Below are 13805 nucleotides of genomic sequence, written 5' to 3' on the forward strand. Positions count from 1 at the left end.
ACGCTCCTCATGACACCGCGACTCTCCGTGACAGCCCGCACCGCGGGGCCCGGCGTCCTGCCGCCCCTTCGTCCGATCCCTCTCGGTGGCACGGGTCCCCAGGATGTCGTCGTCGACCATGAAGGCCGCGTGGTCACGGGCGTGGCCGACGGCCGCATTCTCCGCGTCCGGCCGCGCGGTCCCGCCCGGGTGGAGCAGATCGCCCGGACGGGAGGGCGTCCGCTGGGGCTCGAAGTCCTGCCGGACGGGCGGCTGTTGGTGTGCGACGCGGAGCGCGGGCTGCTGCGCGTCACGCCGGAGTCCGATTCCGTGGCCGGGCCCTCCACCGTCCCTTCTCCTTCTTCCGCGGGGAGGGTCGAGGTGCTGGTCGACCGTGTGGCGGGTGAGCCGTTGGGGTTCTGCGGCAACGCGGTCGCGGCGGCGGACGGCACGGTGTACTTCACGGCCTCCAGCAGGCGTTTCGGGCTTCACGAGTGGCTCGGCGACCTGTTGGAGCGGACGGTGACGGGGCGGCTGCTGCGGCTACCGCCCGGCGGTGGCGAGCCCGAGGTCCTGCTGGACGACCTGGACTTCGCGAACGGAGTCGTGCTGGCCGAGGACGAGTCCTGGGTCGCCGTGGCCGAGACCGGTGCGTACCGCCTCACCAGGCTGTGGTTGTCCGGGCCGCGGACCGGCCAGCGCGACACCCTGGTCGAGAACCTCCCCGGCTTCCCGGGCAACCTCTCGCGCGGCACTGACGGCACGGTGTGGGTCGCCCTGGCGGGCCCGCGGCAGCGGACTCTCGACTGGCTGCGCCGGGCGCCCGCAGGCGTGCGAAAGGCGGCTTGGCAGGCGGCCCGGCCCCTGCCGCTGCCGGTCCGTCCTCACCCCGTCACCCGCGTGCTGGGCATCGGCCCCGGCGGCCGGGTCCGCCACGACCTCAGGCGGCGCGGGACGGGCTACCGGATGGTGACCAGCGCGTACGAGCACGACGGCATGCTGATTCTGGGCAGCCTGGTCGAGAAGGGGATCGTCGTGTGCGAGCTGCCTGGGCGCTCGTGAGGATCATGGAACGGAACATGGGGGCGGGCCGCCCGGGTCTCTCAGTGGTGGCCGAGCCCGCCGCTGCCGAAGCCGCCGCTGCTGTTGCGGCCCCAGATCGGTCGTGTCTGGTCCTTGGCGCGGCGCGAGGAGACGTTGCCGTGCAGCTCGTGCGGGGTGAGGACCCTGCCGTTGTGCGGCATCTCGTCGGGTTCGCGCATCTCGCTGACCTCGTGCACCGCGCCTGTCGCGGGCAGCTGGGGATGGTCCTCGGGGCGCGGCGGACCCGGTTCCTGGGCGCGTACTCGCATCCCCCACCACACCGCGACGACCAGCATCGCCGTGATCAGAAGTCCCACCACGAAGGGTGCCGAACCGGCCACGACTTCGTGGGGGATGGCTATCTCCCTGCCGAAGGTGTCCATAAAGGCATAGTACCCACCCATTACCGATCAAACAGGGGCCGACCTTTGTTCCCGCGACGGTGTGCCGAGGGCCGCCATGGGTACGGGGAGGGGATGCGTATGGGTGTACTGGACGTCGGCTCGAACACGGTAAGACTCGTCATCGCGGAGACGGACGGAGCCGTGCCGCTTCCCGTGCACACGGCCAAGCGCCGGCTGAGGCTCTCCGACCATGTCGAGCGGGGTGGCCACCTGCCGGAGGAACAGGTGAACCGGCTGGTGGAGGCGGTGGCGGAGGCCCGGGTGGAAGGCAGGCGGTGGGGGGTGACCCAGCCCTTCGCCTTCGCCACGGCGATCGTGCGGGACGCCCCGAACCGCCCCGAGATCCTTGAGCGGGTCGCCGCGGAGGCGGGAGTGCCGCTGCATGTGCTGCCCGGCGAGGTCGAGGCGGAGCTGACCTTCCTGGCGGCGCGGCGCTGGATGGGGTGGCGCGCGGGGCCGCTGGCCATGCTCGACATCGGGGGCGGCACGCTGGAGGTGGCGTTCGGCCGGAGCAAGCTGCCGGACTTCGCGATCTCGCTGCCGCTGGGAGCCAGCCGGCTGACCCGCGAGTTCTTCCGCGGCCAGGACCCACCGTCGCTTCGCCGGGCCAAGCTGCTGCGCCGGCATGTACGCCATCAGTTGCGTGACGTCGCGGCCCGTATCCGCTGGGAGGCGCCTCGTACGACGGTCGCCACCTCGCGCACGCTCCAGCAGCTGGGCCGGCTGTGCGGCGCGGCCCCGGGCCGGTCCGGGCCCTTCACCCCGCGCGGCATCACCCGTACCGACCTGCGCGTGGCCGTCGAGCGGCTGTCGGTGCTGCCCGCCGCCGATCGTGGCCTCCTGCCGGGCATCTCCCCCGCGCGGGCCGGCCAGTCCCTGGCCGGGGCGATCGTCGCGCACACCACGATGAAGCTGATGGGCATCGAGGAGATGACCCTCTGCCCCTGGGCGCTGCGCGAAGGGGTCCTGCTGCGCTGCATCGAGGACGGCAACGCCGACTGGTGGGACGGTACGGCCCCCAGCCTCCGCGATCAGGACGCCGTACCGCCGCGGGTACTCCGCCCCGTCGGGGAAGTGGACATGGGCGCCACGGTGTCCGCCGCCGCGTCGTCCGCTCAACTCCCCGCCCGATCGGGGCAGTTCACCTGACGCCGGGTGCCGGCGGGCAGGTCCCGCCGGCACCGGGTGAGCCAGGACTCGGTGCCCCGCGTCCTAGGACACCGTGCAGGCCGTTCCGTTGAGGGTGAAGGCGGTGGGTGCGGTGTTGGCGCCCGACCAGGAGCCGTTGAAGCCGAAGGTGACCGAGGCACCGGGCGCGATCGCCGCGTTGTAGGTGGCGTCGGCCGCGGAGACGGCGGAGCCGGACTGGGTGACGGTCGCGTTCCACGCCTGCGTCACGCTCTGCCCGGCCGACCAACTCCACGCCAGCGTCCAGCCGTTGACGGCGGCCGTGCTCGTGTTCTTGATGGTCACCTGGCCGGTGAAGCCGTTGTTCCACTGGCTCTGCACGGCGTACGTCACCGCGCAGGCGCCCGCCGGCGGATTCGTACCGCCGTCGGTCCAGCCCAGCGCCTCGGCGATGCCGTAGTAGGCGGGCTTCGGCTGGAGGTTCTCGTCGTACGGGGTCGCCGCGCCGTAGCCGGGGAACACGTCGGGGATCCACGAGTCGGAGTCGGTGAAGCCCCAGACGGTGACGCCCTCGCAGCGCGACACGGCGACGCAGGCGCCGGTGACGGCCTTGTACTCGGCCTTCTGCTGGGCGAGTTGGGCGCTGGTCGGCGGGACCGTCGTCCGGATGTCGAGCTCGGTGATCGCGACGTCCACGCCGAGGTCGGCGAAGCGCTGGATGTTGGTCTGCAGCGTCGACGGCACCTGGCCGAGGATCAGATGGGCCTGCAGTCCGACGCCGTCGATCGGAACTCCCTGCTCCTTGAGGGACTTGACCAGGTTGTAGAGGGCTGTGCTCTTCGCGTTGACACCCTCGACGTTGTAGTCGTTGACGTACAGCTTCGCGGCCGGGTCGGCGGCGCGGGCCGCCCGCAGCGCGTCGGCGATGTACGAGTCGCCGATCGCCGTCTGGAAGACCGACTGACGGCGGGTGCCGTCCTCGTTGAACGGCTCGTTGACCACGTCCCAGTGGTCGATGCGGCCCTTGTAACGGCCCGCCTCGGTGGCGACGTGGTCGGTCATGACGGTGCGCAGGCTGTCGGCGGTCCAGCTGCCGTTACTGACCCAGTCCGGCAACTGGCTGTGCCAGACCAGGGTGTGGCCGCGGACCTTCTGCGCGTGCGCCTCGGCGTAGTTCACGACGGCGTCGGCGCCCGACCAGTTGAAGCTGCCGCGGGTCGGTTCGACCGAGCCCCACTTCATCTCGTTGCCCGGCGTGATCGAGTCGAACTGCTCACCGACGATCGTGCCGTACGTGCCGGTCAGCTTGGAGGCTGTGACGGCCGTCCCGTAGTAGCTGCCCTTGGCGGCTGCGAGGTCCCTCAACACGGGTGCGGCGGCGGCCTGTTGACCCGAGCCGTCGGCGTGCCCCGACCCGTCGGCCGTGTGACCGGAGACGGCTCCCCCGATCACGAGCGACGCCGCGGCCAGGGTCACCGACGCGGCTCTGCGTAAGCTCTGGAGCTCCATGGACGTCCCTCTCATGATGGCTTCACGTCGCTCCCGGAATTTCCGGAAGACTTCTGCAAAGTTTCGAGAGTGCGTCCGGAACGGTAGAGGCGTACGTGGTGACCGTCAACGGAGGTGGGGCAGTTGGCCGAGGAGGGCACCGGGGACGGGGAGACGCGGGAGGGCCGGGGCAAGGTCACGATCACGGAGATCGCCCGGAAGGCCGGCGTCTCCGTACCGACCGTGTCGCGGGTGGTCAACGGCCGGTCGGACGTGGCACCCGGGACCCGCGCCCGGGTCGAGGACCTGCTGCACCGGCACGGCTACCGCAGGCGGCCGGCCGCCGCCTCCCGCACCCGCGCCGCGCTGCTCGACCTGGTCTTCAACGACCTCGACAGCCCCTGGGCCGTGGAGATCATCCGCGGTGTGGAGGAGGTCGCGCACGCCGCGGGCATCGGCACGGTCGTCTCGGCGATCCACAACCGCTCCGGCGACGCTCGCCAGTGGATGACGAATCTGCGGGCACGCGCCTCGGACGGCGTCGTCCTGGTCACCTCCGTCCTGGAACCGGTGCTGCACGAGGAACTGCGCCGCCTCGGCGTACCACTCGTGGTGATCGACCCGGCGGGCTCCCCCGCGCTGGACGTGCCGACGGTCGGGGCGACGAACTGGGCGGGCGGGATGGCCGCCACCGAGCACCTGCTGCGGCTCGGCCATCGCAGGATCGGGTTCGTCGCGGGTCCGCCCCGGCTGCTCTGCTCCCGGGCCCGGCTCGACGGCTACCGCGCGGCCCTGGACCGGGCCGGGATCCCCGTCGACCGGTCGCTGATCGTGCCCGGCGACTTCTACCAGGAGTCCGGCTTCACGGGCTGCAACGCCCTTCTCGACCTCGCCGAGCCGCCCACCGCGCTCTTCGCCGCGAGCGACCAGATGGCGATGGGCGCGGTGGAGGCACTTCGGCGACGGGGACTTCGCGTCCCGGAGGACATGAGCGTGGTGGGTTTCGACGACCTTCCGGAAGTCCGCTGGTCGGCTCCCCCGCTCACCACGGTCCGCCAGCCCCTCGCCGAGATGGGCAAACTCGCGGTCCGTACGGTCCTGAAGCTCACCCGGGGCGAGGAACTCGACTCGCCCCGGGTGGAGTTGGCCACCGAACTCGTCGTGCGGTCCAGCACGGCCCCGGCGCCGACGACGGCCGGGCACGGCGGCGGATGAGGGTGCGGGTGCGGCTGCCCTACGGAAGGTGCTCCCACCCACGGTCCGTACGGGTCAGCTCGTGGAACCCGGCGCCGGTCAGCCGGGCGATCGATTCCACGGCGCTCGAGGCCTCGTACGCGAAGAGCCTGTGCACCCCTGAGAGCCGGAGCCAGTGGGCGGCCTGGGCGAGGAGCCAGTTCTCCAGGCCGTCCACCGGGTGCTCGATGTGGAGGTTGCCGATGTCGGCGAGGCCGCCGCTGCGTGTGTGACGTTCGGGGCGGTCCAGGGCGGTGTCGATCTCGATGAAGCCGAGTACGCGCCCGTCGGCGTGGGCCGAGAAGCGGGTGCCGCACTCGCCGAGCGTGCGGTCGACGGAGACTCCCGGCAGGGGCGTGAACGACGGCAGATCGGCCACGTCGGCGATCAGGATGACCTCGGTGTCGCCCGTGTGCCGGAACCCGGCCCGTTCGTAGGCGGCGCGGATGTGGGGCCAGGGCCACGGCAGTCCGTAGACGACGGGCGCGGGCAGGGATCCGTCGGCGTAGCGGAGGCGGACGTTCCAGCGGGCCAGCTGGGCCAGACAGGCCGCCATCAGCAGGTCGGAGGCCTGGTCCGAGTCCGGCCAGAAGGAGGCGGGCGGATGACAGACGAACCAGTCGATCGCGCCGGCGTCCCGGAAGCTCTCACCGACCTCGGGGTCGGCTCGGTAGCGCAGGAGATGCGCGCCGGCCACCACGTACCGGCGCTGCTCGGCGACGAGCGTGATCCGCTCGGCCACCCATGGGTCGGTGATGAACTCGTCCGGCTGCCGTGTCATACCGCTGAGCACGGTGTTCACGGAGACGGAGACACCGGGGACGACAGCGGCGACATGCGCGTTGACGAGTTCGGTGAGCTGGTCGCGGTCGTCGCGGTGGAAGGGACGCACCGTGAGCGCGGGCATGCGGAGACCTCCGGATCGGTGTACATGAGGAGGCCGCCATGCGGTGCGGTACGCGGGCGAGAGTACGCCTCACCGAGTGGTCCCGCCATGCGGTTTTCCGTCGGCTCGCCGGGGCAGGTGGCCGGGACTAGCGTGCGAGGAGGAGCCCGTCGCGCTCCTGACGTGCTTCTGTCCGAGAGTCGGAAAGCCCGAAAGCCGGAAAGAAGGTCGGCCATGAAACTGGACAAGCCTGTGCCCGGCGGGCCCTGCTGGACCGAGTTGGGGACCAGTGACCTGGAGGCGGCCAAGCGGTTCTACGCCGATGTCTTCGGCTGGCGCCCGGAAACGGATCCGCGCGCGGAGGCGGGCGGCTACACGCTCGCGCACCTCGGCGACGCGTCGGTGGCCGCCCTCACCCCGCTGTTCCAGGAGTCGCAGCCGGTCGCCTGGAACGTGTCGTTCGCGGTACCCGACGCGGACGCGGCCGTGCGGGCGGTACGGGACGCGGACGGCGCGGTCGTCCTGGAGCCGATGGACGTCTTCGACCTGGGCCGCTTCGCGGTGGTGGCCGACCCGGGCGGCGCGGTGTTCCAGCTCTGGCAGGCGCGCTCCTTCGCCGGTGCCGGTCTGTTCAACGCCCCCGGCGCGCTCGGCTGGGTCGAGCTGATGACACGTACTCCCGGCCTGGTCACCGCCTTCTACACGACGGTGTTCGGCTGGACCGTCAACGCCTCGGAGCACTACACGCAGTGGGGCATCGACGGCGCCGACTTCGGCGGCATGGTGGAGATGGGCGACAAGTTCCCGCACGAGGTGCCCTCGCACTGGCTGCCGTACTTCGCCGTCGAGGACGTCGAGGCCACCGCCGAGGCGAGTTCGCAGGCGCACGGCGGCGTCCTCATGGAACCCACGTCGGTCCCGGAGGGCCCACGCATCGCGGTGCTCCGGGACCCGCAGGGCGCGGTCTTCGGCATCTACAGGGCGGCCGACGAGGGCTAGGAAGCCGGCCGATCCTGGGCAGGGGATCAGAAGGCCAGAGGGCAGGGGCGGTGGTGTGTCAGCCGCGCGGGGCTCGCAGCCGGCCCTCCAGCTGGACCAGCAACTCGCCCAGCAGCGCGGCGAGTTCACGCTGTCCGGTGCCGTCGACCCCGGACAGGACCGCGGTCTCGTACGAGAGCTGCTCGGGCAGGATGGAGTCGACCAGGTCGCGTCCGGCGTCCGTGAGGCGCACATGGGCGACGCGTCGGTCGCGGGTGTCGCCCCTGCGCTCGACCAGGCCACGCTCGGTCAGCTGCTTGAGCCGCTTGGTGACGGCGGCGCCGGAGGAGAAGGTCTCGCGCGCCAGCTCGCCGGGGGTCAGTTCGAGGCCGGTGCGGCGCAGGGCGCCGAGGAGGTCGAACTCGGGGCGGGTGAGTCCGGCGTGTCGCAGGGGCGCGTCCTCGGCCTGCTGGAGGAGCGCGGCACAGCGGTTGATGCGGCCGATGATCTCCATGGGGCCGGTGTCGAGGTCGGGGTGGACCGTCCGCCACTGCCGTACCACCGCGGCGAGGGTGTCCCCCGCGGCCGCCCCTCCATGGACCGCGCCCTCTCTGCCCGCCGTCCGCCCGTTCGCTGCCGTCATGCCGGTGTGCCCTCCAGAGCGTGCAGTCCCTGCCGTCGTACCGCAGACGCGAGCGTACGGTGTCCGGTCCGCTCGGCGAGCAGCACCCGCTCCTTGGGCACGGCGCGCTGCCACCACTCGCCCGCGGCGGCGTCGGCCGTGGCGCGCAGTTCGACGAGCGCCGTGGCCAGCCTGCGGCGGGCGGCCTCCAGGGCGCCTGGACCCGGCTGCTCGGCGGCGATCAGTCGCGCGGCGTGCTCGCGGGCCCGTTCCACCGTTTCGAGGGCGTTCTCGACGCGGTCTCCGGCACGTCGGTCGGTGACCGCGACCGCGGCGGCGAAGCCGACCACCGCGCCGACGACCGTGTCCACGATCCGATCCGTCATCAGTTCGCCGGGCTGCTGGAAACCCGTGAACTCGGTGATCAGCAGCGCCATCGGTGTCACGCAGATGCTGCCGAGCCAGTAGTTGCGGCTGATCAGGGCCTCCGCGCCGAAGTTGAAGGCGAGGCAGCACAGGACGAGGGCGGCGGGGCCGAGGTGGGCGAGCGGGGCGACGGCCGCGAAGAGGAGTACGCCGACGAGGTTGCCGACGACGCGCTGCACTCCGCGGCTCCAGGTCAGCGTGATGTTCGCCTGGTAGAGCGAGGCGGCGGTGACCAGGGCCCAGTACGGGCGGCCGACGCCGAGCGCCAGCGACACGTGACCGGCCAGGGCACAGCCGAGCGCGGTGCGCAGGGCGAGCGGCAGGAGCGGGCCGAGTCTGTCGGCCAACGGGCGCCTGTCTGCGGCCCGTTCGGCCTCCACGCCGAGAAGTTCGTCGGCAGCCGATGCCAGCTCCACGTACGGCACGGGGCCCGTTCCTCGCAGGTCGCGCGCCCAGGAGCGCAGCCGTCCGGGGTCCGTGTCGGCGGGTGCGGCGAGCGCGATCTCGGCCCGCACGACGAGCCGTTCGAGCGCCTGCCGGGGCTCCGAGCGTGCGCCGGTGGCGAGCAGCGACTGCCAGGCGGCGTGCACGGCGGACGCCGCGGCCGCTCCGGCGCGCTCGCGTCCGGGGGAGGCGGGGGCGGACGTCTCGGCGTACGCGGTGACGGACGTCTCGGCATACGTGGCGGCGGCATTCAGGGCTCGCGCCGTGGCCCGGCGCTCCGGCCCGTGCGGCCGTACGAGGCCGGGGGCCATGCCGACGAGCCACGCCCAGGCGCCCGCCGCGGCGACGAGGGCGAGATGGCCGGGGACCTGGCCGAGCGTCTGCGGGGTGAAAACGGAGGCCGAGCTGATGAATACGAAGATCACCGATCCGGGCGGGCCGATGCGCGTCGCGTCGCACACCGCCTTCTGGGCGGCGGCGAGCAGCGCGCCGACGGCGACGAGGACCAGGGCGGAGGCCGCGAGCGACGCCGTGACCAGGGCGACCGCGACCGAGGCGAGCATGCCGAGCACGACCCAGCAGAGGGCCCGGGCGCGGGCGGCGTACGGCAGGTTGTGGGCGTAGAGCGCGCAGAGCGACCCGGCCATCGTGTACATCGCGAGGTCCAGCCGGCCGAGCGCCAGCAGTGTCAGGTTCGGCACGCCGACCGCGACGACCACGCTCAGCGCGGGCTTGAACCAGATGTCGGAGGGCCGGCCGACGCGCAGGACGCCGGCGAGAGGCAGTCGGCGTGCGGGGGTGGGGCTGGGTGCGGCGCTGCTCATGGCGATAAGGTTAGCAGGTGTTTTACTAGTGAAAGATATTACTCGTGAAAGATAAATCGCACCCCCGCGCGCTCCCCCGTGTACACCCTTGCGCTCGCTTGCGCTCCGCCCGGTCCGGGCATCTCTTCGAGCGGACTGTTCGACACCGTCGAGCGGGGGAGGTGCGCGGTGCACGGTCCTGCGTCACCCGGCTGGCTGCTCGTCGCGCTGTGCGCGGCGACCGGGGCCTACTGCCTGCTGCGGATGCGCAGCAGGGTCGAGGAGCAGCGCCGCACCGCGGGCGGTGAGGCTCTGATGGGGTTCGGGATGGCCGCGATGGCCGTGCCCGCGGCGGCACTCGCGCCTCCGCGCTGGGCCTGGGTCGCCTACGCGGCGGTGTTCGGGGCGGCAGCGCTGCGCGCCCTGTGGGCCGCGCGGAGCAGCGCTCACCATCTGCACCATCTGGTGGGCGCGTTCGCGATGGTCTACATGGCGGCGGTGATGGCGAGCGGGGCGCACGCCGGGGTTCCCGCGCTGACGGGGGTGCTCCTCTCCTACTTCACCGCGTACGTGCTGTGGACCGGCACACGGCTGATGCCGGTCACCGTCGCAGGGGGTGGCCCCGGAGAGAGTGTCCGTGCCGCCGGGTGGGGCGACCGGCTGGAGCTGGCGCGGGCCTGCCGTCTCTCGATGGGCATCGGGATGCTGGCCATGCTTCTCACACTCTGAACCGGCGCTTCTCACGTTCCGAACCGGCACTTCCCGCGTTCCGCGCCAATGCATCTCATGTCCTGGGCCGATACTTCTCACGTTCTGGGCCAACACTTCCCACGTTCTGGGCCGACGCGTCTCACGCTCCGAAGGGCATCTCCCGGGCCCCGGGCTCGCTTTACGAAACCGTGGTGTACGTCACTTGCCTCGGCGGGCCGTATCCGCGGGCGGTGCCCCGCTCATAGGCTGCAGCCATGATGGTCCCCGCGGCACTGCTGCTGCTCGGCGCCCTGGCCGCCGTCCTCGCTCCGCGGCTGCTCGCCCGAACGGACTGGCAGGACCGTGAACCGGTGGTCGCCCTGTGGGTGTGGCAGTGCGTGGTGATGGCCGTTCTGCTGTGCTGCGCGCTGTCGATGACGCTCAGTGCGGCGGCCGCCTGGCAGGCCGTCCGCGGCCAGGTCTTCGCCCCCGCCCCGCATGCCGTCGTGGAGAGCTACGCGCTCGCCGGGGGCCCTTGGGCCGCGGCGACCGCGGTCGCACTCGCGCTCGGCGGTGTCTGGAGCGCCGCGATGCTGGCCCGCGAGATCACCCGGGCCAGGACCCGGCGCCGTCGTCGGCGGGCCGAACTCCTCGTACGCGCCCCGGTGTTGCCCGGTGAGGAGCCCGGCAGCGATCGTCTGGTCGTCCTTGAGGGCGAGCGTCCCGACGCCTGGTGGCTGCCGGGGGCGGCACCCCAACTCGTCATCACCACGGCCGCGTTGCGCCGCCTCAAGGGGCGGCAGCTGGACTCGGTGCTCGCCCACGAGCAGGGGCACGCGCAGGCCCGGCACGACTGGCTGCTGCACTCCTCGGCCGCGCTGGCCAACGGCTTTCCGCAGGTCCCGGTGTTCGCGGCGTTCCGCGACGAGATGCACCGGCTGGTCGAACTCGCCGCGGACGACATGGCCTCGCGCCGCTTCGGCCGGCTGACGACCGCGCTCGCGCTGGTCGAACTCAACGAGGACCGGGGCGTGTTCGGCCCCTGCCCCACACCGCAGGCCCATGTTCCGCAGCGCGTGCACCGGCTGCTCACTCCCCCGGACCGCCTCCCGCCCGCCCGTCGGCTGCGGCTCACGGCGGCCGCCGCGCTGGTGCCGGTGGTGCCGGTCCTGGTGACCTTCGTGCCGGGTCTGCGGGCGCTCGGTTAGCCGGCTCGCAGCACGCGGGACACCCCGGGTTCGCGTTCGACCCCACCGGTCGGCGAGGATCGGTGCATGCACTCCCCACCCGTCGACTCGCCGCCCCACGCTCCTGGTCCCGGGATCGCCGTACGTGTCGCGGCGGCTGTCGCCCTTCCGTCCATCCTGTTGCTCGTCCTGGTCGCGGTGTCCTGGGACCCGCTCATCGCCCTCGACGGCGACATCGCCCGCACCACCCACCGCTGGGCGGTCGACGATCCCGACACGACGCAGACGTTCCGCATCCTCACGGACTGGGTGTGGGACCCCTGGACGATGCGTGCCGTGTGCGCCGTCGCCGTGCTCTGGCTGGTCCTGCACCACTCGGCATGGTGGCTCGCGCTGTGGCTGACGGCCACATGTGTGCTCGGCACACTGCTCCAGCAGGGGCTCAAGGCGGCGGTCGGCCGGGAGCGTCCGGTCTGGCGCGACCCCGTGGACTCCGCCCACTTCGCGGCCTACCCCTCCGGCCACGCCATGACGGCCACGGTCGTGTGCGGCCTGATGCTGTGGCTCCTGCACCTGTACGGCGCCGGGCGCGTCGTGTGGCGTGTCGCGCTCACCCTCTCCGTCGTGTCCGTCCTCGGTGTCGGACTCACCCGCATCTGGCTGGGCGTGCACTGGTCGTCGGACGTGCTCGGCGGCTGGCTGCTCGGCGTGCTGGCGGTGGCGCTCGCGGTGGCGTCGTACACGAGGTTCCAGGGCACCGCCGAGCTGCGCTGACGGCACCGTCGTCCCGTCCTGGCGCCTCCAGTCGCGGACGAACGTGTTCAGCCCCTCCCGCCCCGTGCATGCGAATGCCTCCAGGACAGGAGTCCTGGAGGCTTCACCGGCACACCACGGGGAGGACGAGTCCGACTTCACGCAGACGAGCCCTGTACGGGATCCGGTGCCGCTTCCGGTCAGGTGAGCCAGCTGCCCGCCGCGCATTCGGAGGCGGTGACCCACCGGTGGGACCCGATGCGGTCGTTCACGACCTGCCCCGACCTGTTGTAGAAGTAGTTGTCCGTGAGGTTGTCGGCGTACAGCTCTCCCGGAGCCAGGCAGACGTAGCCGTTCTGATACTGGTAGTCCTTGTCGTAGTAGAAGGCGACGACGTCCCTGCCCCCGATGAACCCGCTGTTCATCACGGAGGACGCCACGACGTTGGCGGGTGCCGTGAACGCGCCGCTGCCGTCGCCCCAGCTGCGATCGTCTCCCGGTGTCACGCCGAGGAGGCTCCCGTCACAGCCGTAGTCCGTCCAGGCCCTCACGTTGCCGTCACGGCCCGGCCATTCCTGCTGACAGCGGTACTCCTGTGTCGCCGCCGCGGCGGAGGTGGTCGGTGCCACGAGTCCGAGGGCGGTCAGGGCGATGACGATGAAGGCTGTACCTGGTCTGCGCATGGCGTACTCCTTGGTGTCCGCCTCTGGGATGAGGCATGCGGTTCCACGGATGTGCCGTGGAGATGACGGGCGGTCAGGCCCGCGGGCCGACGATCTTCCTGGCGCGGTCGAGCGCCTGGTGCTGCAACCGGGTGTACGTGTCGAGGGCTTCGCCGTAGCGGTCGCGGAGCTGGGCGACGTAGTGGCTCTCGCGTTCCTCACCGATGGGCCGAAGGTCGGTGTCCCGGGCGCAGGTGGCGTCGGCCACGGCCAGCTTCCGCTCGGCCTCGAAGGCCTTGGGCTCAGCCGTCCGGTATGCCTGCGCGACCGCAGACTGACGGGACTCACCCGGGTCCTTGTAGACGTACCCCGCTCGCTTCATGCACCGCGACCAGGTGTTCCGCGCAGCTGAGAACCTCTGATCGGCGAGCACCTTGGGAACGTAGAGCGACCGGAGATGCCCGGCGGCCTTCTCGGCGCGGAACCAAGCCCGGGGGTCCCCGTACAGCTTCTTCTCGGCCTCGGCCACGCAGCCGCCGATGCGTTTGCGCAAGGTGCCGCCGCCGGGGATCTCGACGGCGATCACCGGCGCGTCGATCCCCTCGTCCAGCGCCTCGTCGTAGGCCTGCCGCCGCTGCTCGGACAGGCGCTTGCGGTAAGCGAGGTTGGGGTTGGCAGCCCGGGCGGCCGATTCCTTGGCCTGGATGCGGCTGCCGTAGCCGTGTTTGCGGGCCCAGCCGACATCGTCCAGCACATAGCCGAGCGTGCGGCTCTCCTCCAGGCTGAGCCGCTGGGCCTCCCAGAACTCGAAACCCTGTCGCCTCATGCACGTGCCGATCAGCCGTTGCTGTGCGTCCGAGATCCGCGACTGCTCGGCATCGTTCAGTTGCCGGGCTCCTCCGGCCGACGGAGACGCGGTGCTCTGCGGAGTGCGCTGGGTGCCGCCGCAGCCGGTGATGACGGCCGACACAAGGAGCAGGCTGATCACGGCCTTGCGCATGACGTCCTCTCGCGTTGGGTGTGAACGGAACTGCTGTGC

General features: G+C 71.9%; 14 protein-coding genes. 7 read left to right on the plus strand and 7 right to left on the minus strand.

Annotation, left to right across the window (positions count from 1 at the left end; translation table 11 throughout):
• The first annotated feature begins 9 nt into the window (after positions 1 to 9).
• The gene (locus tag ACH4YP_RS38400; RefSeq protein ID WP_398495617.1) at positions 10 to 1041 is read left to right on the plus strand and encodes an SMP-30/gluconolactonase/LRE family protein; all 1032 of its coding nucleotides are present in this window, start codon (positions 10 to 12) and stop codon (positions 1039 to 1041) included.
• Positions 1042 to 1082: 41 nt separating this feature from the next.
• Here the strand turns inward: ACH4YP_RS38400 and ACH4YP_RS38405 are convergent, their stop codons facing one another.
• The gene (locus tag ACH4YP_RS38405; protein ID WP_361063176.1) at positions 1083 to 1445 is read right to left on the minus strand and encodes a DUF6479 family protein; all 363 of its coding nucleotides are present in this window, start codon (positions 1443 to 1445) and stop codon (positions 1083 to 1085) included.
• Between the two features lie 93 nt (positions 1446 to 1538).
• Between ACH4YP_RS38405 and ACH4YP_RS38410 the strand changes: the two genes are divergently transcribed.
• Positions 1539 to 2615, plus strand: a complete 1077-nt coding sequence (locus ACH4YP_RS38410) for a Ppx/GppA family phosphatase (protein ID WP_398495619.1) — start codon at positions 1539 to 1541, stop codon at positions 2613 to 2615.
• A gap of 63 nt (positions 2616 to 2678) precedes the next feature.
• Here ACH4YP_RS38410 and ACH4YP_RS38415 read toward each other — a convergent pair whose 3' ends face one another.
• Positions 2679 to 4103: an endo-1,4-beta-xylanase gene (locus ACH4YP_RS38415; RefSeq protein WP_398495621.1), complete on the minus strand. Its 1425-nt coding sequence runs from the start codon at positions 4101 to 4103 to the stop codon at positions 2679 to 2681.
• Positions 4104 to 4217: 114 nt separating this feature from the next.
• Between ACH4YP_RS38415 and ACH4YP_RS38420 the strand changes: the two genes are divergently transcribed.
• A complete protein-coding gene (locus ACH4YP_RS38420) occupies positions 4218 to 5297 on the plus strand; it encodes a LacI family DNA-binding transcriptional regulator (protein ID WP_361063167.1) in 1080 nt (359 codons plus the stop codon).
• 19 nt (positions 5298 to 5316) lie between these two features.
• Here the strand turns inward: ACH4YP_RS38420 and ACH4YP_RS38425 are convergent, their stop codons facing one another.
• Positions 5317 to 6222 (minus strand): N-acetyltransferase, encoded by a 906-nt coding sequence (locus ACH4YP_RS38425; protein WP_361063164.1) that lies wholly within the window; start codon positions 6220 to 6222, stop codon positions 5317 to 5319.
• 213 nt (positions 6223 to 6435) lie between these two features.
• Between ACH4YP_RS38425 and ACH4YP_RS38430 the strand changes: the two genes are divergently transcribed.
• Complete coding sequence (locus tag ACH4YP_RS38430; protein ID WP_361063161.1) at positions 6436 to 7200, plus strand: VOC family protein; 765 nt, start codon at positions 6436 to 6438, stop codon at positions 7198 to 7200.
• 58 nt (positions 7201 to 7258) lie between these two features.
• On the opposite strand, the gene ACH4YP_RS38435 is transcribed toward ACH4YP_RS38430, so the two are convergent.
• Together ACH4YP_RS38435 and ACH4YP_RS38440 are read right to left on the minus strand one after the other, a co-directional pair.
• Entirely contained in the window at positions 7259 to 7822 is a 564-nt protein-coding gene (locus ACH4YP_RS38435) for a MarR family winged helix-turn-helix transcriptional regulator (protein ID WP_398495624.1), read from the minus strand.
• On the minus strand, positions 7819 to 9495 hold the full coding sequence (locus tag ACH4YP_RS38440) for an FUSC family protein (RefSeq protein WP_398495626.1): 1677 nt from the start codon (positions 9493 to 9495) through the stop codon (positions 7819 to 7821). Before ACH4YP_RS38440 ends, ACH4YP_RS38435 begins: the two co-directional genes overlap by 4 nt.
• Positions 9496 to 9663: 168 nt before the next feature.
• Here ACH4YP_RS38440 and ACH4YP_RS38445 point away from each other — a divergent pair, with 168 nt between their 5' ends.
• The 3 genes from ACH4YP_RS38445 to ACH4YP_RS38455 all read left to right on the plus strand — a co-directional run bounded on the left by ACH4YP_RS38445 (position 9664) and on the right by ACH4YP_RS38455 (position 12125).
• Positions 9664 to 10203, plus strand: coding sequence for a DUF5134 domain-containing protein (locus tag ACH4YP_RS38445; RefSeq protein WP_398495628.1), 540 nt, complete (start codon positions 9664 to 9666; stop codon positions 10201 to 10203).
• Between the two features lie 236 nt (positions 10204 to 10439).
• A complete protein-coding gene (locus tag ACH4YP_RS38450) occupies positions 10440 to 11372 on the plus strand; it encodes a M56 family metallopeptidase (protein ID WP_398495630.1) in 933 nt (310 codons plus the stop codon).
• Positions 11373 to 11438: 66 nt separating this feature from the next.
• A complete protein-coding gene (locus ACH4YP_RS38455) occupies positions 11439 to 12125 on the plus strand; it encodes a phosphatase PAP2 family protein (protein ID WP_361063146.1) in 687 nt (228 codons plus the stop codon).
• Positions 12126 to 12304: 179 nt separating this feature from the next.
• Here ACH4YP_RS38455 and ACH4YP_RS38460 read toward each other — a convergent pair whose 3' ends face one another.
• Together ACH4YP_RS38460 and ACH4YP_RS38465 are read right to left on the minus strand one after the other, a co-directional pair.
• A complete protein-coding gene (locus tag ACH4YP_RS38460) occupies positions 12305 to 12787 on the minus strand; it encodes a hypothetical protein (RefSeq protein WP_361063143.1) in 483 nt (160 codons plus the stop codon).
• A gap of 73 nt (positions 12788 to 12860) precedes the next feature.
• On the minus strand, positions 12861 to 13766 hold the full coding sequence (locus ACH4YP_RS38465; protein ID WP_361063140.1) for a hypothetical protein: 906 nt from the start codon (positions 13764 to 13766) through the stop codon (positions 12861 to 12863).
• Between the last annotated feature and the right edge of the window lie 39 nt (positions 13767 to 13805).

The sequence above is a fragment of the Streptomyces sp. NPDC020747 genome (genome assembly GCF_044334695.1).
Classification (GTDB): domain Bacteria; phylum Actinomycetota; class Actinomycetes; order Streptomycetales; family Streptomycetaceae; genus Streptomyces.

Bases quoted from the DNA above. Each gene is read 5' to 3' on its own strand.
- ACH4YP_RS38465 (WP_361063140.1), bottom strand. From the start codon at position 13,766: ATGCGCAAGGCCGTGATCAGCCTGCTCCTTGTGTCGGCCGTCATCACC.
- ACH4YP_RS38435 (WP_398495624.1), bottom strand. From the start codon at position 7,822: ATGACGGCAGCGAACGGGCGGACGGCGGGCAGAGAGGGCGCGGTCCAT.
- ACH4YP_RS38450 (WP_398495630.1), top strand. From the start codon at position 10,440: ATGATGGTCCCCGCGGCACTGCTGCTGCTCGGCGCCCTGGCCGCCGTC.
- ACH4YP_RS38410 (WP_398495619.1), top strand. From the start codon at position 1,539: ATGCGTATGGGTGTACTGGACGTCGGCTCGAACACGGTAAGACTCGTC.
- ACH4YP_RS38430 (WP_361063161.1), top strand. From the start codon at position 6,436: ATGAAACTGGACAAGCCTGTGCCCGGCGGGCCCTGCTGGACCGAGTTG.
- ACH4YP_RS38455 (WP_361063146.1), top strand. From the start codon at position 11,439: ATGCACTCCCCACCCGTCGACTCGCCGCCCCACGCTCCTGGTCCCGGG.
- ACH4YP_RS38460 (WP_361063143.1), bottom strand. From the start codon at position 12,787: ATGCGCAGACCAGGTACAGCCTTCATCGTCATCGCCCTGACCGCCCTC.
- ACH4YP_RS38425 (WP_361063164.1), bottom strand. From the start codon at position 6,222: ATGCCCGCGCTCACGGTGCGTCCCTTCCACCGCGACGACCGCGACCAG.
- ACH4YP_RS38415 (WP_398495621.1), bottom strand. From the start codon at position 4,103: ATGGAGCTCCAGAGCTTACGCAGAGCCGCGTCGGTGACCCTGGCCGCG.
- ACH4YP_RS38400 (WP_398495617.1), top strand. From the start codon at position 10: ATGACACCGCGACTCTCCGTGACAGCCCGCACCGCGGGGCCCGGCGTC.
- ACH4YP_RS38440 (WP_398495626.1), bottom strand. From the start codon at position 9,495: ATGAGCAGCGCCGCACCCAGCCCCACCCCCGCACGCCGACTGCCTCTC.
- ACH4YP_RS38405 (WP_361063176.1), bottom strand. From the start codon at position 1,445: ATGGACACCTTCGGCAGGGAGATAGCCATCCCCCACGAAGTCGTGGCC.